This is a genomic window from Phenylobacterium sp., from assembly GCF_044372605.1.
Classification (GTDB): domain Bacteria; phylum Pseudomonadota; class Alphaproteobacteria; order Caulobacterales; family Caulobacteraceae; genus Phenylobacterium.
Map to the genome: position 1 here is coordinate 1 of NZ_JBILRO010000031.1, position 22277 is coordinate 22277.

18 protein-coding genes are annotated in these 22277 nt (G+C 67.1%); 8 read left to right on the top strand and 10 right to left on the bottom strand.

Annotated features, from left to right (window positions below):
• Positions 1 to 140: 140 nt before the first annotated feature.
• Genes ACIQ42_RS04680 through cpaB form a run of 6 tightly spaced genes read right to left on the bottom strand, consistent with a single transcriptional unit; the run spans position 141 to position 6984 of the window.
• Positions 141 to 1091 (bottom strand): type II secretion system F family protein, encoded by a 951-nt coding sequence (locus ACIQ42_RS04680; protein ID WP_397421045.1) that lies wholly within the window; start codon positions 1089 to 1091, stop codon positions 141 to 143.
• A gap of 4 nt (positions 1092 to 1095) precedes the next feature.
• Positions 1096 to 2064 carry a type II secretion system F family protein gene (locus ACIQ42_RS04685; RefSeq protein ID WP_397421046.1) on the bottom strand — a complete coding sequence of 323 codons (969 nt, stop codon included), beginning with the start codon at positions 2062 to 2064 and terminating at the stop codon, positions 1096 to 1098.
• Positions 2064 to 3455 carry a CpaF family protein gene (locus ACIQ42_RS04690; protein ID WP_397421047.1) on the bottom strand — a complete coding sequence of 464 codons (1392 nt, stop codon included), beginning with the start codon at positions 3453 to 3455 and terminating at the stop codon, positions 2064 to 2066. The genes ACIQ42_RS04685 and ACIQ42_RS04690 overlap by 1 nt, the downstream gene beginning before the upstream one ends.
• On the bottom strand, positions 3455 to 4666 hold the full coding sequence (locus ACIQ42_RS04695) for a CpaE family protein (protein ID WP_397421048.1): 1212 nt from the start codon (positions 4664 to 4666) through the stop codon (positions 3455 to 3457). Before ACIQ42_RS04695 ends, ACIQ42_RS04690 begins: the two co-directional genes overlap by 1 nt.
• Before the next feature lie 8 nt (positions 4667 to 4674).
• Positions 4675 to 6033, bottom strand: a complete 1359-nt coding sequence (locus tag ACIQ42_RS04700) for a type II and III secretion system protein family protein (RefSeq protein WP_397421049.1) — start codon at positions 6031 to 6033, stop codon at positions 4675 to 4677.
• Between the two features lie 3 nt (positions 6034 to 6036).
• Positions 6037 to 6984: a Flp pilus assembly protein CpaB gene (cpaB, locus tag ACIQ42_RS04705; RefSeq protein WP_397421050.1), complete on the bottom strand. Its 948-nt coding sequence runs from the start codon at positions 6982 to 6984 to the stop codon at positions 6037 to 6039.
• Between the two features lie 165 nt (positions 6985 to 7149).
• Here cpaB and ACIQ42_RS04710 point away from each other — a divergent pair, with 165 nt between their 5' ends.
• Both ACIQ42_RS04710 and ACIQ42_RS04715 read left to right on the top strand, forming a co-directional pair.
• Entirely contained in the window at positions 7150 to 8079 is a 930-nt protein-coding gene (locus ACIQ42_RS04710; protein WP_397421051.1) for an aldo/keto reductase, read from the top strand.
• Between the two features lie 2 nt (positions 8080 to 8081).
• Positions 8082 to 9299 (top strand): CoA transferase, encoded by a 1218-nt coding sequence (locus tag ACIQ42_RS04715; protein WP_397421052.1) that lies wholly within the window; start codon positions 8082 to 8084, stop codon positions 9297 to 9299.
• 115 nt (positions 9300 to 9414) lie between these two features.
• Here the strand turns inward: ACIQ42_RS04715 and ACIQ42_RS04720 are convergent, their stop codons facing one another.
• From ACIQ42_RS04720 to ACIQ42_RS04730, 3 genes are read right to left on the bottom strand one after another with little or no spacing between them, the layout of a single operon-like run.
• Entirely contained in the window at positions 9415 to 11298 is a 1884-nt protein-coding gene (locus tag ACIQ42_RS04720) for an acetyl/propionyl/methylcrotonyl-CoA carboxylase subunit alpha (RefSeq protein ID WP_397421061.1), read from the bottom strand.
• Positions 11299 to 11316: 18 nt separating this feature from the next.
• Positions 11317 to 12909 (bottom strand): carboxyl transferase domain-containing protein, encoded by a 1593-nt coding sequence (locus tag ACIQ42_RS04725; protein ID WP_397421053.1) that lies wholly within the window; start codon positions 12907 to 12909, stop codon positions 11317 to 11319.
• Positions 12910 to 12916: 7 nt separating this feature from the next.
• The gene (locus ACIQ42_RS04730) at positions 12917 to 14572 is read right to left on the bottom strand and encodes an AMP-binding protein (protein ID WP_397421054.1); all 1656 of its coding nucleotides are present in this window, start codon (positions 14570 to 14572) and stop codon (positions 12917 to 12919) included.
• Between the two features lie 86 nt (positions 14573 to 14658).
• Between ACIQ42_RS04730 and ACIQ42_RS04735 the strand changes: the two genes are divergently transcribed.
• The 6 genes from ACIQ42_RS04735 to glcF all read left to right on the top strand — a co-directional run bounded on the left by ACIQ42_RS04735 (position 14659) and on the right by glcF (position 21473).
• Entirely contained in the window at positions 14659 to 15807 is a 1149-nt protein-coding gene (locus ACIQ42_RS04735) for an acyl-CoA dehydrogenase family protein (protein WP_397399611.1), read from the top strand.
• Entirely contained in the window at positions 15807 to 16589 is a 783-nt protein-coding gene (locus tag ACIQ42_RS04740) for an enoyl-CoA hydratase/isomerase family protein (protein ID WP_397421055.1), read from the top strand. Before ACIQ42_RS04735 ends, ACIQ42_RS04740 begins: the two co-directional genes overlap by 1 nt.
• A gap of 64 nt (positions 16590 to 16653) precedes the next feature.
• On the top strand, positions 16654 to 17499 hold the full coding sequence (locus tag ACIQ42_RS04745) for a phytanoyl-CoA dioxygenase family protein (RefSeq protein ID WP_397421056.1): 846 nt from the start codon (positions 16654 to 16656) through the stop codon (positions 17497 to 17499).
• A 61-nt stretch (positions 17500 to 17560) separates the two neighbouring features.
• Complete coding sequence (locus tag ACIQ42_RS04750; protein ID WP_397421057.1) at positions 17561 to 19048, top strand: FAD-linked oxidase C-terminal domain-containing protein; 1488 nt, start codon at positions 17561 to 17563, stop codon at positions 19046 to 19048.
• Entirely contained in the window at positions 19048 to 20214 is a 1167-nt protein-coding gene (gene glcE / locus ACIQ42_RS04755) for a glycolate oxidase subunit GlcE (RefSeq protein WP_397421058.1), read from the top strand. Before ACIQ42_RS04750 ends, glcE begins: the two co-directional genes overlap by 1 nt.
• Entirely contained in the window at positions 20211 to 21473 is a 1263-nt protein-coding gene (gene glcF, locus ACIQ42_RS04760; protein WP_397421059.1) for a glycolate oxidase subunit GlcF, read from the top strand. Before glcE ends, glcF begins: the two co-directional genes overlap by 4 nt.
• Here the strand turns inward: glcF and ACIQ42_RS04765 are convergent.
• On the bottom strand, positions 21470 to 22277 hold an 808-nt coding region (locus ACIQ42_RS04765), incomplete at its 5' end, for an NADH:flavin oxidoreductase (protein WP_397421060.1). The two genes, glcF and ACIQ42_RS04765, sit on opposite strands and share 4 nt — an antisense overlap.

The window sequence follows — 22277 nt, forward strand, 5'->3', positions numbered from 1 at the left end:
CGCCGTCGGCGCCAGGACGGGCGGCGCGCCGGTGCTGAAAAGCGTGTTGCGGGTGACCTTCTGGGGCGCCGCCGCCATGGCCCTCACCGCGGGCGTCGGCCTGATGTTCGGTGTGGCAGCCTAGTTCGACCGCGCCCGGATCACTTTTCGCCGAAGATATGAACCAGTCGCGCCGCCGCCGGCAACATCAGGGCGGCCAGCAGAGAGGGGAAGATAAACAGGATCAGAGGCACCGTCAGCTTGGCCGATAGCCCCAGCGCCTTCTCCTCGGCCCGCAGCATCCGCTTGGAACGCATGTCGGCGGAAAACACGGAGAGCGTCTCCCCCAGGCTTGTGCCCATCTCCTCGGCCTGACGCAGCATGGTGGCCAGCTGGCGCGCGTCGTCGATACCCAGACGGTCGGCGAAAGCGGTCCAGGCGTCCTTGCGGGCGCGGCCGGCGCGCAGCTCCAGCACCAGGAACCGCAGATGCACCGTCAACGTCGGGTAACGGCGCTCCAGCTCCTCGGTCACCCGGGTGACGCCCGCGTCCAGCGACAGGCCGGCCTCGACCGATGCCACCAGCAGATCCAGTAGGTCGGGAAACCCGTCGGAATACTCCCGCTCACGGGTGATCTTGCGCTGTTTAAGCACGAAGTCGGGGCCGTAGAGGGCGGCCAGCGAGAGCCCCACCGCGATCCCCAGGGCCATGAGATTTCCGCCCTTATGGGTGATCATTGACGGTAGCGTCAGCACCACGCCCAGGGTCGCCAGCGCCAGGCCGATCGCCTTGATGCCCAGGAAAATGATCGGCGCCTCGCGGGAATGGAACCCCGCCTGCATCAGCCGTGAGCGCAACTCCGAAACCTTGGCCGGGTCGCTGACCGCGCTTTGCTCGCCCAGTTTGCGAACCGCGCCCACCAGCTGGGCCGAAATCGCCGCGCCCGGGACAGACCCACTTCCGGCCGAGCGGCGGCCCTCGACCGTGCCGGTCAGGCGGTTGCGGCGCTGGGCGCGCGTACGCAGCTCGCCGAACCCCACCAGACCAAGCCCGCCGACCGCGCCTGCGGTCAGAACCAGGCCGACAAGATAGATGATGGTTTCAAGGTTCATGGCGTCAGAGCCGCATGTCGATCATGCGCCGCATGATCATGTTGCCGAGGAAGATCCAGAAGCCGACCGCCGCCAGGCCGTACTTCACCATCGGCTGGTCGATGACATCGCCGTAGAAGTGTGGCGAGGAGATCATGATGAAGCCCACGGCGATGAAGGGTGCGGACGTCAGGATCATCGCCGAGGCGCGGCCTTCCGAGGAGGCGGCCTTGATCTTCAGCCGCATCTTGTGGCGGTCCCGCACGGTATGGGCGTTGAGCTTGAGCAGGCCCGTCAGATTGCCGCCGGTCTTTTCCTGCAGGCGCACGGTGGCGGCAAAGAGGTCGACGTCAGGGTGCTGGCAGCGCTCCGACATCCGCTCGATCGCCTGCTCCAGGGTGGCACCGTAGGCGATCTCGTCAGCGGCCATGCCAAACTCGGTCCCGATGGGATCAGGCAACTCGCGGCCCACCAGATTGACAGCGGACGGCACCGGGTGCCCCGCTTCCAGCGACCGCACGATGATGTCCAGCGCCTGGGGCAACTGCAGGCCAAGCGCCGCCGCGCGCTGGCCCGCTTTCATCTTCAGCAGTCCCAGCGGAGCGACGACGCCGCCCAGCAGGGTGCCGCCGGCAAAACCAAGTGGCGTGCGGGTCAGGACGCCAACCAGTATGCTACCCAGCACCGTGGCGGCGGCCAGATACATCAGCCATTTACTCCGGTCGTAGGGCAGGCCGGAGGCGACGATCAGGTCGGACAGCCAGCGCAGGCGAACCGGGCGCCCGCCAGACGACGTCAGTCCCCGCCGTTTCCTGAGCTCGATCACCAGGGCAGAGACCCCCTCAACCTTCTCACCGATCTTGAGGCGCTGGTTCAGCTTGCGCTTCTGGGTCGCGACCGTGAGCATGCCGACCAGCCCCTGGACGCCGGCGAACACGGCGGCGGCGACCATCACCATGACCACAAGCTTGGCGTCGATCACGAGCCCGAACATCAGCCCAGTACCTTCGAGGGGTCAAAGTTGGCGGTGTCGTACGGAATGCCACGACGGATCATCTCGTCCAGGCAACGGGGCCTGAGGCCTGTCGCGCGGAATTCGCCGAACACCTCGCCATCGGGGCCGGTGTGGGTGCGGTTGAACACAAAGATGTCCTGCATCTGCACGACCTGGCCTTCCATGCCGGTGATCTCGGTGACGTGGGTGACCTTCCGCTTGCCGTCCGAAAGGCGCATCACCTGCACCACCAGCCCCACGGCGGCGGCGATCTGGTGACGCACGGCGTCGGCGCCGATATTCAGCCCCCCCATGGCGACCATCTGTTCAAGACGGCTGATGGCTTCGCGCGGATTGTTGGAGTGGATCGTCGCCATCGAGCCTTCGTGGCCGGTATTCATGGCCTGAAGCATGTCGAAGGCTTCTTCCGACCGCACCTCGCCCAGGATCACCCGGTCGGGTCGCATCCGCAGGGCGTTCTTGACCAGCTCGCGCTGACGGATCTCGCCCTTGCCCTCGATGTTGGGCGGGCGGGTTTCCATACGCACGACGTGCGGCTGTTGCAGCTGCAACTCGGCCGCGTCCTCTATGGTGATCAGGCGCTCGCCCTCGCTGATCGCCGAGGAGAGAGCGTTTAGCAGGGTGGTCTTGCCCGACCCGGTGCCGCCGGAAATCACGGTCGAAACCCGGCTCCGGACGGCCCCGTAGAGAAAGTCGGACATCGACTGGGTCATGGCCCCGAATTCGACCAGCTTCTCCAGCGTCAGCGGCTTCTTGGAGAACTTCCGGATAGAGACCGAGCAGCCGTCAATGGCCACCGGCGGGATGGCGGCGTTGACCCGGCTGCCGTCGGGCAGGCGCGCGTCAACCATTGGCTGGCTCTCGTCGATCCTGCGGCCGACAGCGGCGACGATGCGGTTGACGATGCGCAACAGGTGGTCGTTGTCGCGGAATCGGATCGGGGTGAGCTCCAGCTCACCGCGCCGCTCGATGTACACCTGATAGGGCCCATTGATCAGGATGTCGTTGATCGAGTCATCCTTCAGCAACGGCTCGATGGGACCCAACCCCACCATCTCGTCGTAGATCGAGGCGCCCAGCGCCTCGAGCTCCCGGGCGTTCAGCGCCATGCGCTCGATGCGGGCGAACTCGGTGACCTGACCCAGCACCTGACGGCGAAGCTCCGCCTCGTCCAGCTTGTCCAGCTTGGCGAGATCCAGTTCCTCGATCAGCTTGGCGTGCAGTCGCAGACGCAGGTCCAGCCCGGCGTCGCGCGCCGGCGACTTCGGCTTGGATTCCACCCGGGCCGCCGGGGGCGCGACCGGCGGCGGCGCAGCCAGGGCGGCAGGGGTCGGCGCGGGCGCGGAGCGGACCAGGCTGAAACGGCTCATCAGGCGGCCTTCTGGGCGGTGTCGCGCCGCGGCGGCTGGACGGCCAGCCGCTCGACCATTTGCTGGATATCCTTGACGATTTTCGACTTCGGGCGGTGCTGGGCGATCGGACCACCCAGATTGACCGACGCGGCGGCGGCTTCCCAATCCGAACTGACCCCGGCCTCGGCCTTGCGCTGAAGGGCCTTCTCGGCCTCCGTGACCGAGGGCGCAGGTCCGAACATCCGGTTGGCCAGGCGGTTCAATACGATCCGCGGACGAAGACCGACAGCGACGCCGACCCCCACCTCGATCTCGTCCGACTGGGCGCGCGCGGCGAGCAGGGCCGGAACGGTCAGCTCCGAGATCACCAGCACCTCATCGCAACCGGCCAGCGCTTCCAGCGTCCAGCTATGGCGATGGCGCGGCAAATCCAGGATCACCCAGTCGTAAACCTCGCAGGCCACTTCCAGCATGCGCAGGATGGCGTCGCGACCGACGGTTTCGAACGCGGATGGATCGCGCACGCCGGCCACCAGATCCAGACCCTTGCAGACCGGAGTAACGAAGGCCTGCAACATGGCCGCATCGATCCGGTCGGCGGCGTTGCCGAAGTCTGAAAGGCGCATGGTCGGCGCAGCACCCAGATAGGCCGCAGCCGCCCCGTCGGTCAGGTTGAGGTCCACCAGACAGACACTGCGATCCTTGCCGGACCGGGTGGCCAGACCGTAAGCGATCTCGATCGCCACGGTGGTGGCGCCACACCCCCCCACCGCGCCGGTCACGGCCCAGCAACGCGAGCCACCGGCCTCGCCGGTCGCCGCCGAAAGCACGGGTTGGGCGCGCGCCAGCAGATTCTGGATCTCACCAGCCATCTGCTGGTCGGTGTAGGGCGCCTCCAGAATGTCGGCCGCCTCCAGCCGCATCAGGTTGCGGACGAGACCGGCCGGCAGGTTGGCGCCCACCACCAGCACCGGCGGGCAGGCCTTCAGCGCCGATAGCGCCTGGACTGCCGCGGCCAGGGCCGGCGCCTCCCAGGCGTCGGCGTCGATCAGGACAAGGTCGAACGCGCCGGCCGCCAGGTTCTGGAGTTGGGGGATGGCCCCCATCTGGACGATCGCACCCTGAAGGGGGCCATCGATCAGGTTCGCTAACGCGGCGCCCAGCGCGAGCACGCGGCGGCCGTCGATGAGGTTGGAAGGGGGCGGTGACGTGGACTTCAGACGCAACATGACTGGCGCTACTTCTTCCCGCTAAGGCTGTTGGCGGCGACCGGCGGACCAAGGTCACGCGCCATGGGCCGGTCATGGGACTTGCCACGCAGGAACAGGTCCGCCGCAGACGGTTCGCGACCAGGCAGGCTATCAACCGGCGTGATCTGGCGTTCCTCGGCGGTGGCCAAACGTGGCGTCACGATGATCAGCAACTCGCTCTCCGAGCGCTTGAACTGCGCCGAGCGGAACAGGGCGCCCAGCACCGGAATATCGCCGAGCCAGGGAGTCTGGGCCGTGTTGTTCTGGTAGTCGTGCTGGAACAGACCGGCCATGGCGAAGCTGTCGCCAGGCTTCAGCTCCAGTGTGGTGGATGCGCGTCGAACGGTCAGCGCCGGTATGTTGACACCACTGATGGTCAGGGATCGGTTGGGATCCAGCTGGCTGACCTCGGGCTCCACACTCATCCGGATCCAGCCGTTGTCCTGCACCTTGGGGGTGAAGTTCAGGCGGACGCCGTAGGGGCGGAACTCGATGGTGATGCCGTCACGTGTAGGCACCGGGAACGGGAACTCGCCGCCGGCCAGGAAGCTCGCCTTCTCGCCTGAGATGGCCACCAGATTTGGCTTGGCCAGGGTCCGGATCACGCCCCGCTCTTCCAGGGCCTGGATCTGGGTGTCGATCCGCGTGCTGCCTGATCCGCCGCGGGTGGTCAGCACCCCTGCGGCGGGGGTCAGGCCGACCAGACCGGAGCCATTCAACATCGAGAATGACCCGTTGGCCACATTCAGGTTCACGCCGAGGTCCTGCATGGCGTTCCGGCTGGCCTCGAGGATCCGGACCTCCAGGATGATCTGCTGCGACGCCCGCACGGTGATACGGGAAATGACCGAGTCCGGCGCATATTTGGCGGCGATCCGCTCGGCGCCGGCCTGCACGCCGGTGGTGGAAACTTCCCCGGCCAGCATCAGCACCTCGCCGAGGTTTCGCACCTTCAACCCCTCGCCGGGGAAGGCGGCGGCAAAGTCCTGCTGAAGGCCGTCGGAGTCGTATCCCACCCGGATGTCGATTACCTCCTGCAGCCGACCGCCGACGCCGTAGACCAGCAGGTTTGTGGACCCGAACTCGATGCCCTGGACGTAGAAGCTGGAGTCGCTGGTCGCGGTGACCTTGGCGATGTCCGGCTGGGCGATGACGATCCGCGAGGCCGCCTGGGGCAGTCGGAACGACAGGGATTTGTCGCGCGGGACATGGATGGTCCGGCGCAGCACCGGTTCGCTCGACAGCGACTGCGCCGCCGCCGGGGCGGGCGTAGCCAGCGGGGCGAGCGGGGCCAGCGAAAGCGCCAGCAGGCCAAAGGCGGTTCTGGAAATCCGACGGGGGGTCATGGCCTATCCGATCGCGCCGACGCCGGCGGAGCCGGCCTGGGGGTTGGCGGCGCCGGCCGCATTCGCCACAGGGGGTGCAGCAGGTGCGGGGGCCCGGCGCGAAGCGCCGCCACGCTTCGAGGGTTCGCCCTCGATGATCAGGATCGCCGAGTATGACCTGGTCGGACCACGCGACACCACGCGTCCGCTCCCGGTGCTCCGACCGCCGCCGCTGCCCACCAGAAAGTCGGCGGTGCGCAGGGGTGTGGCGTCAGCGATGATCGCCTCGCCGTTGCGCCGCAACGCCAGCGACAGCGTGCCCAGGGTGGACGCCACAGAGAGTTTCTGTGAGTCCTCGACCGAGACTTCGAGGGTGGCCGTGTTGGGGCTGGCCGGCTTGTTCGAGGTCGGATCAGCGTTCAGGTCGACACCCAGCAAGCGAGAATTCTGGACCACCACATAGGAGATGAAGTTCCGCTCGGGCCCGGTGGGCGTCAGGTCACGCATCAGCACCACGTCCACGCGATCGCCAGGCAAGGCATGACCGCCCACGCCCGTGGCGTCATCCACCTTCACCGCATAGGCCCGCATGCCTTCGGCCACCTCGGCGGCTACCGATGGCCGCGCGCCCGGGCCGGAGACCTTGGTGGGCAGGATCGCCTCGCGCTCGGATATCGGAAAGAGCACCACCGGTGCGCCGCCGTGGTCCGCCGCCAACGCGGCGGCGACGGTTGTGAAGGCTCCGGCGGGCACAGCGTTCTCGGGCGCCTTGATCACCTTCAGCATGCCGGCGTCCAGCTTCTCGCCATACTTGATGGCGCGGGCGGCGACGACGAGCGGCGCGCCCTGCACTTCGTGCGCGACCGGACTCTTCGCCGCCGAGGCGCTGGGCAGCGCGATCTTGGCCACAAAAAGGGCGCCGAGGCCGAGAACCGCGGAAACCCCAAGACTGGCGATAGTTACGAGCCGCATCTATTGATCCGCCGCGAGTTTCTGTCTGATCTCGCAACGTTAACGACGATCGACTTGCGACATCGCCAACAAGCACGGTGAACGTAGGCTTAAGCATGATCCCGCTGGCGCTTCCCTCGCCGGGACAGCTAGAACCGGCCCGATAACAGATACGGGAGATGATGGATGAAGGTGCGCCGGCTGGGTAACTCGGGGCTGAAGGTCAGTGTGGTGGGCCTGGGCTGCAACAATTTCGGCATGCGGATCGACCAGGCCCAGACCCAGGCCGTCGTGGACGCCGCCATCGACGCGGGCATCACCCTGTTCGACACGGCCGACATCTATGGCGGAACGCGGTCGGAGGTGTTTCTGGGCGAGGCGCTGGGCAAGCGACGCCACGAGATCGTGCTGGCCACCAAATTCGGTATGCAGATCGGCCAGGACCCAAAGAAGCGCGGGGGATCTCGCCGCTGGATCATGACGGCGGTCGAGGACAGCCTTCGCCGCCTCGGCACCGACTACATCGACCTCTATCAGCACCATCAGCCCGACGGCGACACGCCGGTGGACGAGACGCTGCGCGCGCTGGACGACCTGGTCACCCAGGGCAAGGTCCGCTACCTCGGCAACTCCAACTACACCGGCTGGCAGATCGCCGACGCCGACTGGAGCGCCGCCGGCCAGACGCGGTTTGTGTCAGCACAGAACCTCTACTCCCTGCTGGAGCGCGACGTTGAGCGCGAGGTGCTGCCGGCCTGCGAGCACTTCGGCCTGGGCTTCCTGCCGTTCTTCCCGCTCGCATCCGGCCTGCTGTCGGGCAAGTACAAGCGCGGCGAGGCGCCGCCGGAGGGAACGCGGCTGGCCGCCTGGGGCGCGCGCGGCGCGCAGGCCATGAACGACCGCAACTTCGACCGGATCGAGGCCCTCGAGGCTTGGGCGTCCGAGCGCGGGCACACCATTCTGGAACTGGCCTTCGCCTGGCTGCTGGGTCACGAGGCGGTGTCCTCGGTGATCGCCGGCGCCACGTCTCCGGAGCAGGTACGCACCAACGCCGCCACCGCGGAGTGGCGGCTCACGCCCGATGAGGTGGCCGAGGTCGGAAAGCTGGTGGCCTGACCATGTACGATCTTCTGAAAGGCCTGCGCGTCGTTGAGGGATCGGCCTTTGTCGCCGCGCCCACCTGCGGTCTCTATCTGGCCCAGATGGGCGCCGAGGTGATCCGGTTCGACAATATCGGCGGCGGTCCGGACTACCGGCGCTGGCCGTTGGCTGACAATGGCGCCAGCCTCTACTGGGAGGGACTGAACAAGGGCAAGAAGTCGGTGGCCCTGGACCTCTCGGGCCCCGCCGGGCGGGAGATCGCCCAGCGGCTGGCGGCCTCGCCGGGCGATGACGCGGGCCTGTTTGTGACCAACTTCCCGGTCGACGGGTTCCTGTCCTACGAGAAACTCAGCGCCCTTCGCACTGATCTCATCTGCGTGCGGGTCATGGGCTGGGCCGACGGCTCGCAGGGCATGGACTACACGATCAACTCGGCATTGGGGCTGCCGTTGATGACAGGGCCGGCCGACGACGACAGGCCGGTCAACCACGTACTGGCGGCCTGGGACCTGCTCACCGGCGCCTATTGCGCCTTTGGCCTGGTGTCTGCGCTTCTGGCGCGCCATCGCGGCGCGGGCGGTCGCGAGATCCGGGCCCCGTTGTCGGACATCGGCGCAGCGTCCATGGCCAACATGGGCTTCACCGCCGAGGCGATGCTGACCGGCCACCAGCGCCCCCGCATGGGCAATGACGTGTTCGGCGCCTTCGGCCGCGACTTCACCACCCGCGACGGGCAGAAGCTGATGCTGCTGGCGATCACGCCCAAGCAGTGGAGCAAGGCCATCGAGACCCTGGGCATCGGCGCCGAGGTGTCGGCCGTGGAGGCGGCGCTGGGCGTCTCCTTCGCCACCGACGAAGGCTTGAGGTTCACCCACCGCGCGCGGCTCTATCCGCTGTTCGAGCGGGCCTTCGCGGCGAAGGACGCCGCCGCCCTGACACCGGCCTTCGACGCTGGCGGCGTCACCTGGGGCAGCTACCAGACCCTGGAAGCCGCTCTCGAGGACACCCGCCTCTACAAGAACAACCCGGTGTTCGAGGCCGTGAAACACCCCAGCGGCCTCACCTACCCCGCCCCCGGCGCCATGGGCACGATCCCGCAGGACGAACGTGGACCGGTGCTGCCGGCGCCGAAACTGGGTCAGCACACCGACGAGGTGCTGGCGCAGGTGCTGGGCATGAGCAGCGGCGAGATCGGCAAGCTGCACGACGCGGGCGTGGTGGCTGGGGCCAGCTGACCCTAGAGCACGACAGCTAGAAGTGGATACCGGTTCAAGCGCCCGTCGTGCTCTAAACATTTGATAACGAGCCTGTTTATCCGGTTCAGATGATTCCATCTGAACCGGACAGGCTCTAGTCCGCCGTCAGCTTCACCAGAACCGACCCCTCGGTGACCTGCCCGCCAAGTTCGGCGGCGATCTCGTTTACCTCACCGTCGAATGGCGCGGCCAGGGCGTGCTCCATCTTCATGGCTTCGAGAGTCAATAAAGGTTGACCTAACGTCACTCTGTCGCCCACCCTGACCGACAGCTGGGTGATCTTGCCCGGCATGGGCGCCCGGATCGAGCCGTCGCCAGCCGCGACGCCACCTTCCCTTATGGCCGGGTTATCGCGGAAGACGAAAGCCTCACCGGCCTCGAAAACCACCACCTCGTCGTCGCCCGGCGCATGGACAATGCGACTGGGTTCCAGCGGCATGGGGACATGGACGGCCGTCGCGCCCAGGAAGACGCGGGCCGTCTCCAGCGGCGGGGCGTTGAGGCGGAAGCCCAGCAGTTCCACCCACGGCGTAGCCGGCTGCCCGGCGGCGGCGCGCTCGACCACCTCGCGGAAGGCCCAGCCGGCCGTCGCCAGGACCTCAGGGCTGGGCTCGGGCGTTGCGGCCAGGGTGTCCAGGTTTCGGGCGATCAGACCGGTGTCGACCGCGCCGGCAATAAAGTCGGGGTTCTCCAGGCAGCGGACGAGGAAACCGGCATTGGTCTTCACCGGCCAGATGTCCACCTCGGCGCAGGCCTCGGCAAGATCAGCGATGGCCTCTTCACGGGTTTCACCATGCACGATCAGCTTGGCGATCATCGGATCGTAGAAAGGACTGATGACGTCGCCCGCCTCGACCCCGGCGTCGACCCGGATGCCCTGCGGCAGGCTGAAAGCGTCCAGCCGACCGATCGACGGCAGGAAGCCCGAGGCGGGGTTCTCGGCATAGAGGCGCGCCTCGACGGCATGACCGGTCATCAGGATCTGTTCCTGCTTCAACGGCAGCTTTTCGCCGGCCGCCACGCGAAACTGCCACTCCACGAGGTCGAGGCCGGTAATCATTTCCGTCACCGGGTGTTCGACCTGCAGGCGGGTATTCATTTCCATGAACCAGACACGGTCGCCACGAAGGCCTTCGGATGCGTCGGCGATGAATTCGACGGTGCCTGCGCCGACATAGTTCACCGCCTGGGCCGCCTTGACCGCAGCGGCGGTGACGGCTGCGCGGGTGGCGGCGTCCATACCGGGAGCCGGCGCCTCCTCGATCACCTTCTGGTGGCGGCGCTGCAACGAGCAGTCACGTTCGAACAGGTGGACGACGTTGCCGTGGCTGTCGCCGAACACCTGTACCTCGATGTGTCGCGGACGGCTCAAATAGGTTTCCAGCAGCACCCTCTCATCGCCGAAGCTGGCGGCAGCCTCGCGCTTGCAGGAGGCGAGCGCCTCGGCGAACGCGTCGGCACAGTCCACCAGCCGCATACCCTTGCCGCCGCCGCCGGCCACGGCCTTGATCAGTACCGGATAGCCGATGCGGGCGGCCTCGCGGGCCAGGATCTCCGGCGACTGGTCCTCGCCCAGGTAGCCGGGCGTCACCGGCACGCCGGCCTTGGCCATCAGGCTCTTGGCGGCGTCCTTCAGGCCCATGGCGCGGATCGACGACGGCGGCGGCCCGATCCAGATCAGACCGGCCGCCATCACGGCCTCGGCGAACCCGGCGTTCTCCGACAGGAAGCCATAGCCCGGGTGGATCGCCTCGGCGCCGGTCTGCTTCGCCGCGGCGATGATCTTTTCGGGGACCAGGTAGCTTTCCCGCGCGGCGGCGGGCCCGATCAGGATCGCCTGGTCGGCGTCGCGGACGTGGGCGGCGTGGGTGTCGGCCTCGGAGTGGACCGCGACCGTTTCGATCCCCATCCGGCGCGCGGTGCCGAAGATGCGGCGGGCGATCTCGCCGCGGTTGGCGACCAGGACGGACTTGAACATCTTTGACCTGGCCATCCGCTACATCCTGAACACGCCGAAGCGTGTCTCCGGGATCGGGGCGTTGAGGGCCGCCGATATGGACAGGCCCAGGACGTCGCGGGTCTGGGCCGGGTCGATGATGCCGTCATCCCACAGTCGCGCGGTGGCGAAGTAGGGGTTGCCCTCATCCTCGTAGCGCTGGCGGACCGGGGCCTTGAAGGCTTCTTCCTCGGCGGGCGTCCATTTATCGGCGTCGCGGTGGACGGTGGCCAGGACCGAGGCAGCCTGCTCGCCGCCCATGACCGAGATCCGGCTGTTGGGCCAGCTCCACAGGAAGCGGGGGGAATAGGCCCGGCCGCACATGCCGTAGTTGCCGGCCCCGAACGAGCCGCCGATGAGGACGGTGAACTTGGGCACATTGGCGCTGGCGACCGCGGTGACAAGCTTGGCCCCGTCCTTGGCGATGCCGCCGGCCTCGTACTTTCCGCCGACCATGAAGCCCGAGATATTCTGCAGGAACACCAGCGGGATTTTCCGCTGGCAGGCCAGTTCGATGAAGTGGGCGCCCTTCAGCGCGCTCTCCGAGAACAATACGCCGTTGTTGGCCAGGATCGCCACCGGATAACCCCAGATGCGGGCGAAGCCACAGACCAGCGTCGCACCGTAGAGCGCCTTGAATTCATCAAACCGGGAGCCGTCGACGACGCGGGCGATCACTTCACGCACATCGTAGGGGGCGCGAACGTCCGTGGGGACCACGCCATAGAGTTCCTCGGGGTCGAACGCCGGGGGCTCCGGCTCGGCCAGCGTCATGTCCTGCGGTTTGGTGGTGTTGAGATTGGCCACGATCCGCCGGACGATAGCCAGGGCGTCCTCGTCGTCTTCGGCCACATGGTCGACCACGCCGGAGCGACGACCATGGGTGTCGGCGCCGCCCAGTTCCTCGGCCGAGATGATCTCACCGGTGGCGGCCTTAACCAGGGGCGGGCCGCCCAGAAAGATGGTGCCCTGTCCACGGACGATGATGCACTCATCGGACATGGCTGGGACATAGGCGCCGCCGGCGGTGCAGGAGCCCATGACGCAGGCGATCTGGGCGATGCCCTCTGCGCTCATCCGGGCCTGGTTGAAGAAGATCCGCCCGAAATGCTCCCGGTCGGGAAACACCTCGGCCTGATGCGGCAGGTTGGCCCCGCCGCTATCCACCAGATAGACGCAGGGCAGGCGGTTCTGCTGGGCGATCTCCTGGGCGCGGAGGTGCTTCTTCACAGTGATCGGGAAATAGGCCCCACCCTTCACTGTCGCGTCATTGGCGACAATCATCACCTCGCGGCCGGACACTCGGCCGATGCCGGTGATGACGCCGGCGGCCGGAGCCTCATCGTCATAGAGGCCGTTCGCCGCCAATGCGCCCACTTCCAGGAACGGCGCGCCGGGGTCGAGCAGCCGCATCACCCGCTCGCGGGGCAAGAGCTTGCCGCGGGAGACATGGCGTGTTCGTGAGGCCTCGGGACCGCCCAAGGCCGCCGTGCTGGCCCGGGCGCGGAGATCATCCGCCAGGGCTCGGTTCACCCGGGCGTTGGCCGCAAAGGCCGGGCCGTTCGGATCGACGGCACTGGTCAGCTTCCTCATGGTTGGCCTAGGCCGTCTTTTCCAGTTTCAGGTCAAGCTCGGCGATCATGGTCTCGCGCATCTCGACCTTGCGCACCTTGCCGGTGACGGTGGTGGGGAAACCCTCCACGAAGCGGATGTAGCGGGGGATCTTGTAGTGGGCGATCTGGCCGCGGCAGAAATCGCGGACCTCCTCGTCGGTGACCGCTTCGCCGGGCTTCAGCACGATCCAGGCGCAGAGCTCCTCGCCGAACCTGAGATCGGGAACGCCGATCACCTGCACGTCCTGTACGGCGGGATGGCCATAGAGATACTCCTCGATCTCGCGCGGATAGACGTTCTCGCCGCCTCGAATGACCATGTCCTTGATGCGGCCGACGATGTTGCAGTAGCCGTCGGCATCGAGGGTGGCGAGGTCGCCGGTATGCATCCAGCCGGACCGGTCGAGGGCCTCGTCCGTCCGCTCGGCATCATCCCAGTAGCCCAGCATCACGGAGTAGCCCCGGGTGCAGAGTTCGCCGGGCGCGCCGCGGGGCACGATCCGTCCGGCCTCGTCGACGATCTTGACCTCGACGTGGGGCTGGATGCGACCGACCGTGGAGACCCGGGCTTCCAGACTGTCGTCGCAGCTGGACTGGAAGCTGATCGGGCTGGTCTCGGTCATGCCATAGGCGATGGTCACTTCCGGCATGTGCATCCGGTCAATAACCTGACGCATCACCTCCACCGGACAGGGCGAGCCGGCCATGATCCCGGTGCGCAGACAGGTCAGATCGAAACTGTCGAAGGCCGGATGCGCCAGCACGGCGATGAACATGGTGGGCACCCCGTACAGGGCCTCGCAGCGCTCCTCTGACACAGCCTCCAGCACCGCCAGGGGTTCGAACCCTTCCGAGGGGAGCACCATTGTGGCGCCGCGGGTGATGCAGCCCAGATTGCCCATCACCATGCCGAAGCAGTGATAGAGCGGTACCGGAATGCAGAGCCGGGATCCCGCCTTCAGACGCAGCGCCTCGCCGACAAAGAAGCCGTTGTTCAGGATGTTGTGGTGGCTGAGCGTCGCGCCCTTGGGAAAGCCGGTGGTGCCGCTGGTGAACTGGATATTGATGGGGTCGTCGAACTGCAGGGTCGCGCCGATCTCGGTCAGCCGCGACCGGTCGGCCAGACGCGCGGTGTTCGACACGTGCGGAAAGCTCTGGCAGCCGCGATGCGGATCGTCGTCGATTGTGATGACGACTTCGAGATGCGGCAGGCGGCCGGCGTCACGCAACTCATGCACCATCGACAGATACTCGCTGGTCTTGTGGCGGACGGCGATGACCAGGGCTTTGCAGCCGACCTTGTTCAACGCGTACTCGGCCTCTGACAGGCGATAGGCCGGGTTGATGTTCACAAGGATCAGGCCCGCCTTGGCGGTGGCGAACTGGGTGACGACCCATTCGGCGCAGTTCGGCGCCCAGATTCCGATCCGGTCACCCGGTTCCAGGCCCAGCGCAATCAGGCCGCCGGCGAAGGCGTCGACGCGGCGTTGTAGTTCAGCATAGGTCCAGCGGATCTTCTGATGGCGAGAGATTACCGCAAGCTGATCGGGATGGGCGGCGCACGTCTCGTCGAACACCACGCCGATGGTCTTTCCGATCAGCGGCTGCGAACTCGCGCCATGCACATAGCTGAGTTGACTCACCTTGGGTTCCCCGACGTTTCCTGTTTTGTGGAGATGATCACTTTTGGCAGTCGATCTCCAGTGCCGCGCATGACAGAGACACCACGATGACCGAAACCTTCCCTGAAATTCGCGAGGCGGTGCGCAAGCTGTGCGCCCGCTTCCCCGGCGCCTACTGGCGGGCGCTTGACCGCGATCGCGCCTATCCGACGGCCTTCGTGCAGGCCCTGACCGAGGCCGGCTTCCTGTCGGTGCTGATTCCGGAAGAGTACGGCGGCTCGGGCCTGGGTCTGGCGGCGGGGTCGGCGGTGCTGGAGGAAATCCACCGGTCGGGCTGCAACGGCGGCGCCTGTCACGCCCAGATGTACACAATGGGCACGCTGCTGCGGCACGGCACGTCAGCGCAGAAAGAGGCCTATATGCCCCGGATCGCCAGCGGCGAGCTGCGCCTGCAGGCCTTCGGGGTCACCGAGCCGGACGCCGGCACTGACACCACCCGCATCACCACCTTTGCGAGGAAGGTCGGCGACAAGTACGTCGTGAACGGCCGCAAGCTGTGGATCAGCCGGGCCGAGCATTCCGACCTGATGGTGCTGCTCTGCCGCACGTCACCGCGCGACGAGGCGAAGACGTCGGCCGGGATGAGCGTGCTGCTGGTCGACATGCGCGCGGCGGTGGGGAACGGCCTGACCATCACGCCGGTCCGCACCATGCTGAACCACGCCACGACCGAGCTGCTCTTCGAGGACCTGGAGGTTCCCGCCGAGAACCTGATCGGCGAGGAGGGCAAGGGCTTCAAGTACATCCTCGACGGCATGAACGCCGAGCGGATCCTGATCGCGGCCGAGTGCATCGGCGATGCGAAGTTCTTCATCGACCGCGCCAGCCAGTATGCCAAGGACCGGGTGGTCTTCGGCCGTCCCATCGGCGAGAATCAGGGCGTCCAGTTCCCGTTGGCGCGGGCCTATGTGCAGATGACCTCAGCCAATCTGATGGTGGAAAAGGCGGCGGAACTGTTCGAGGCCGGTCAGCCCTGCGGCACCGAGGCCAACATGGCCAAACTGGTCGCCTCGGAGGCCAGCTGGTTCGCCGCCGACATGGCGATCCAGACCCACGGCGGCTTCGGCTTCGCCGAGGAATACGACATAGAGCGCAAGTTCCGGGAGACCCGCCTCTACCAGGTGGCTCCCATCTCCACGAACCTCATCCTCAGCCACGTGGCCACCCACGTGCTGGGCCAGCCGAAGAGCTTCTGATGGATTACGAGACGATCAAACTGGAAGACCTCGGCCCCGGCATCGTGGCGGTGGTGTTCAACCGGCCGGAGGTGGCCAACGCCCTGTCGTCGACCATGGGCCGCGAACTGCTGGACGCCTGGACCAAACTGGGTGCGCGCGTCGATCTGCGCTGCGTGATCCTGCGCGGCGAGGGCAAGAACTTCCAGGCCGGCGCGGACCTCAAGGAACGCAACGGCATGACCGATGAGGCCTGGGCGGCCCAGCACAAGATCTTCGAGGACATGGCCCGCGCACAGCTGGCCGTGCCGGTTCCCGTGATCGCGGCCGTGCAGGGTGCGGCCATGGGTGGCGGCTGCGAGATGACGCTCGCCTGCGACTTCGCCTACGCCGCCGAAGGCGCGCGGTTCGGTTTGCCTGAAGCCGGGCTCGGCATCATGCCGGGTCTGGGCGGCACCCAGCTCCTGACCCGCGCCGTGGGACCCCGCCGGGCCATCGAGATCATGACAACCGCCGCCCCGATCCCGGCGGACAAGGCGCTGGACTACGGGATCGTCAACGGCGTGGTTCCGGTCGACGCCCTGCTCGAGACCGTGTTGGCCGTCGCCGCCCAGATCGCCAGCCGGGCGCCCCTGTCGGTGCGGGCGCTGAAGCGGGTGGTCCATGGCGGTCAGGACCTTGACCTGAAGGCTGCGATGGACCTGGAACTTAGCCTCTACAACCGCCTCTTCACCACCGCCGACCGCCGCGAAGGCGTAGCCAGCTTCAACGAGAAGCGGACGCCCGCGTTCAAGGCCGAGTAGGCGATCCTTCATAGTGGCGCGCCGCCCAGGCAGTGGATAGGCTGAGCCCACATGGAGCCTCAGCATGATCCGACGCGGCCGCCCCTATCTGGAAGTTCGCACCGAACCGGCGCCGGAAGAGTCCGTCCAGCTGGAGCGGGACGGTTTCGCCATCATCCGTGGCCTGCTCTCACCGGCAGAGATCGCCGAGCTATGCACCGAGATCGGCGAGATCTATGACCGCGATCCGTCCGACCGGCGCGGTGACCGACCGCCGGAAGATGCGGCGATGTTCCGTTACGCGATGCTGAACCGAAGCGCCGCCGCCCAGCGCGTGTGCGCGCATCCGCGGCTGCTGTCAGTGATAGAGCCGCTGCTGGGCGAGGATTGCCACGTGATCGCCAATACAGCCTGGCGGAACCCGGCCGGCCATCCCGGTTCGCACGGAGGGCAGGCCTGGCACATTGACGCCGGTCCCCATGTGCCGTTGCCCGAGGGCGTGAGATGGCCAGCCGAAATTCCGCACCCTGTTTTCGCCATCGGGGTGCATCTCTATCTGCAGGACTGCGCACTGGAAGACGGCCCGACCGGCGTGCTGCCGGGCAGCCATCTCTCAGGCCGGGCGCCGCCTCATGCGCGCAACATGGATGATGACCTCGACTATGAGGGCCAACGCGTTGTGCCCTTGCTGACCCGGGCCGGTGACGCGGGCCTGTTCGTTTCCGACGTCTGGCACCGACGGATGCCAACCCGGGACGGCGACCAAGGGCGGTTCTTCCTGCAGGTCCACTATGGTCGTCGCGACATCGCCCAGCGGCTGGTTCCAACAGATGACGCGAATCAGCTCTCCGCAGAGGCCATCGCGCGGGCAACCACGTCCCGTGAGCGCAAGGTGATCGGCCTGCACCCGGCGCTGTTCTACGACGGGTGAGGCCCGGCTGAACGCGCAAGGGCAGTAGCCTCGAAGCGCACATCCGCTTACCGTCCGCCGCATGAAGATGCCCCTGCCGGATGCCGACCTGATATCCCGAAAGGCCGAGATCGTGCGCGCCTTGCAGCAGATCGTGCCCGGCGAGGGCGTGGTGAGCGCTGCGAGCGAACTTGTCCCTTTCGAAAGCGACGGACTGTCGGCCTATCGGCAGGCGCCTATCGCCGTGGTCCTCCCCGAAACCACAGCGCAGGTCGCGGAGGTACTGCGCTGGTGTCAGGCCAATGGCGTCAAGGTCGTGCCGCGCGGCGCCGGAACATCGCTGTCCGGTGGCGCCCTGCCGTTGGCGGACAGCGTCGTCGTGGGTCTGTCAAAGTTCAATCGGGTGCTGGAGGTGGACTATCCCAATCGCTGCGCTGTCGTGCAGCCGGGCGTGACCAATCTGGCGATCACCGGGGCCGTCGAGGCCGAGGGGTTCTACTATGCCCCCGATCCCTCCAGTCAGATCGCCTGCACCATCGGCGGCAATGTGGCCGAGAACTCGGGCGGGGTGCACTGCCTGAAGTACGGCCTGACCACCAACAACCTGCTGGGCTGTGAACTGGTGCTGATGAGCGGCGAGATCGTGCGCCTGGGCGGCAAGGCGATGGACGCGGACGGCTATGATCTGCTGGGACTGGTGACCGGATCTGAGGGTCTTCTGGGAATTGTCACCGAGGTGACAGTGCGGATCCTGCCAAAGCCCGAGACCGCCAAGGCCATGTTGCTGGGGTTCGCCTCAGTGGAAGATGCGGGCGGGCTGGTGGGCGACATTATCGCCGCGGGCGTCATTCCGGCGGGCCTGGAGATGATGGATAACCCCGCGATCCGGGCGGCGGAGGCCTTTGTGGGCGTCGGCTATCCGGTGGACTGCGCAGCCCTGCTGATCGTGGAACTGGATGGACCGCAGGCCGAGTGCGACGAACTGACCGGCCACATCCGGGCTCTGGCGGCGGTGCGGAATGTCACTTTCGAGCGCGTGTCAAAGTCCGAAGCCGAGCGTCAGGCCTTCTGGGCAGGCCGCAAGGCCGCCTTCCCGGCGGTGGGGCGGATCGCACCCGACTATTTCTGCATGGACGGCACGATCCCCAGGGGCAAGCTTCCCCAGGTGCTGGCCAGGATCACCGAGCTGAGCGGCCATTACGGGCTGGGCGTGGCCAATGTCTTTCACGCCGGCGACGGCAACCTGCATCCGCTGATCCTCTACGATGTCGACATCCCGGGTGATCTGGAAAAGGCCGAGGCGTTCGGCGCCGACATCCTGAAACTCTGCGTGTCGGTGGGCGGCGTCCTGACCGGGGAGCATGGCGTGGGTGTCGAGAAACGCGACCTCATGAGCGAGATGTTCGACGAGACCGATCTGGCCTGCCAGCAACGGGTCAAGTGCGCCTTTGATCCCGGCCTGCTACTCAATCCCGGCAAGGTGTTTCCGGTGCTGCATCGCTGCGCCGAGCTGGGACGCGTCCATGTTCACCGCGGGAAGCTGGCGTTCCCGGATCTGCCGCGGTTCTGATGTCCAACGCCCCCACCCTGGAACCCGCAACGCCCGAAGAGGTGCTCGACGCCGTCGCAGAGGCCGGCGCGAAGGGGCGTCGCATCGAGATCGTCGGCGGTGGCACGAAGCGGCGCGTCGGCAGCGTGGACCGGGCGGATCTGGTCCTGTCGACGACGCGACTTGACCGCATCATCGACTATGCCCCGGACGAGCTGGTGCTGACCGCGCAACCCGGCGTGCGGCTGGCGGATCTGGAGGCGCGGGTGGCCAGTCAGGGTCAGATGCTGGCCTTTGAGCCGCCGCACTGGACCGGGCTGCTGGGCGCAACGGGGCAGCCGACCCTCGGTGGGGTCCTCGCGGCCAACGTCTCGGGACCCCGGCGGGTCCGCGCGGGCGCCGCGCGGGATCACTTCCTGGGGTTCGAAGCCGTCTCCGGTCGGGGGGAGATGTTCAAGGCCGGCGGCAAGGTCGTGAAGAATGTCACCGGCTATGATCTGATGAAGCTGATGGCGGGGTCCTGGGGCACGCTGGCGGTATTGACCGAAGTCACCATCAAGGTGCTCCCCGCGCCACGAGCCGAAACCACCCTGATGCTGTTTGGCCTGAACGACACCAGGGCCCTGGAAGCCATGGGCGTGGCGATGAACGGCCCCTTCGAGGTGTCCGGCGCGGCCTATCTTCCGCCCTTCGCGGCCAAGGCCAGCCCCCTGAAGGCCGAGATGGCGGTGACAGCGGTGCGGCTTGAGGGATTCGAGGCGTCGGTCACGGCGCGGGCCGAGGCGCTTGCGGCGGCGCTCAGGCCCTTCGGTCGGATCGAGACACTGGACGCCGGCCACAGTCGCCCGTTCTGGAAGCAGGTGCGCGAGGTTGAAGCTCTGGCCGACGATCCACGGCCGCTCTGGCGACTGTCCCTGCCCCCGGCGTCGGGATGGCGCGGGCCAGAGCAGCTTGCGGGCGATGCGCTCTATGACTGGGCTGGCGGACAGGTCTGGCTACGGACTGAGGCGCTGCCTGACCGCATCCGCGCCGTTGTCGCGAACCTGGGCGGCCATGCCCTTTGCCTGCAGGGCGGCGATGCGTTCACGGCGAGAAGCGGGGCGCTGGGGGCGCTACAGGCGCGAGTCAAAGCCGCCTTTGATCCCCTGGGCGTACTCAACCCCGGCCGCATGGAGGGGCGCGGATGAGAACCTCGTTCACACCGGTACAGCTGGCCGATCCCAAGACGGCAGCCTCGGCGGCGGCGATCCGCAAGTGCGTCCACTGCGGGTTTTGCACAGCGACCTGCCCCACCTATGTGCTGCTGGGCGATGAGCGCGACAGTCCGCGCGGGCGGATCGAACTGATCAAGGCGATGCTGGAGGATGGCGGGCCGCCGCCGGCCAGCACCGTCACCCACGTGGACCGCTGCCTGTCGTGTCTGGCCTGCACGACCACCTGCCCCTCCGGCGTCGACTATGCGCAACTGATCGACCACGCCCGGATCCACATCGAGACACATCACGTGCGGCCCTTGCCCGAGCGGATACTGCGTGCCGTCCTGGCGGGCGTGATGACGCGGCCTGGAAGGTTGCGGATTGCGCTTGGCCTTGGGCGGATCGCTCGGCCGCTTGAGCCCCTCTTGAGGCGTCTGGGACTGAAACCCTTGGCAGCCATGCTCGGTTTGGTCCCGAAATCACGGGCCGGCGTCACTGCGCCAGGGCACGGCGCCCCGCCGACAGGAGCGGCCCAGCCGGTGAAAGGCCGGGTGATCCTGCTTCAGGGCTGCGTTGAGCCGGTGATGGCGCCGGAGATTCGCGAAGCGGCGATCCGATTGCTCAACCGGGCAGGTTTTGACGTCGTGCTGGCCGAGGGTGAAGGCTGCTGCGGCGCGCTCTCCGAACACCTGGGCCGCGCGGCCGAAGCGAAGGCGATGGCGAACGCCAATCTCGCCGCCTGGGCGCGCGCCGGGACGGTCGACGCCATCATAGCCACGGCGGCCGGCTGCGGTACGATGCTGAAGTCCTACCAGCAGTTGGTCGGCGAGGCTGTACCGGCCAAAGACATCCTGGAGTTCATCGGCGAGGTGGGGCTCCCGCCAGTTGCAGCGCCATCGGGACTGATTGTGGCCTATCATGCTGCCTGCTCGCTTCAACATGGCCAGCAGATCAAGACCGGACCTCCGGCGCTGCTGGGAGCGGCCGGGTTCGAGGTGCGGATGGTCGCGGAAGGCCACCTCTGCTGCGGATCAGCCGGCGTCTACAACATCCTGCAGCCCGACCTCGCCATCCAACTCCGCGACCGCAAGGCCGCCAACATCAACCGCACGGGCGCCGTCGTTGTGGCCGCCGGCAACATCGGCTGTATCGCGCAGCTTGCGCCAGTGCTGGATGCGCCAGTGGTCCACCCCGTGGAGCTCCTGGACTGGGCGACCGGTGGGCCTAAGCCGGCAGGTCTCGGCCTTTAAGCCTCGGCCGCCACCGGCTCCTGCACAAAGCCCTTCCAGGTGGACATGTAGTCCACGAACGCAGGGCCGAGGCCTTCCTTGACCAGATGCTCGCGGGTGACCGGCAGGGCGATCGGCTCGAAGGCGGGATCGTGGGAGAGCTTCGGGAAGTCGTGGTGCAGGATGGCCGCGCGGCCGATCAGGACGAAATCGGCGCCCTTGGCCAGCATATCGCGCGCCACCGCCGGGCTGGTCACCTTGCCGGCGACGCCCAGCCGCACCTGTCCACGATCCAGCGCCGTGAAGTACGACATCAGCGACCGGCCGTGGAATTCCTCTTCCATGGGTTCCTTGGCGACGTCCCAGAGCGACATGTCCAGATAATCGATGCGGCCATCGGTGAGGATGGTCTGGGTGATCTGAAGGATCTCGGCCAATTTCAGGCCAAAGCGCTCCGGCGACAGGCGCAGGCCCAGCTGGAAGTCGGGTCCGCAGCGGCTGCGGACACCGTCGATGATCTCGTGGATGATGCGGGCGCGGTTCTCGACCGATCCGCCGTAGCGGTCGGTGCGGTGGTTGAGTTCGGCCGACAGGAACTGGGCGATAATGTAGCCATGGGCGCCGTGGATCTCCACGCCCTCGAAGCCAGCCTGCTCCGAACGGACAGCGGCGGCGACGAAGTCCTCGATCAGTTGCTCGACCTCACCCAGCGACAGGCCGCGCGCGCCGGTTTCGGGATCGTCCGACGGGCAGACCGGCTGGCCGATGAGCTCCTTGGGCGATCGGTTGCCCGCATGGTGCATCTGCAGCGACGAGACGCTGCCG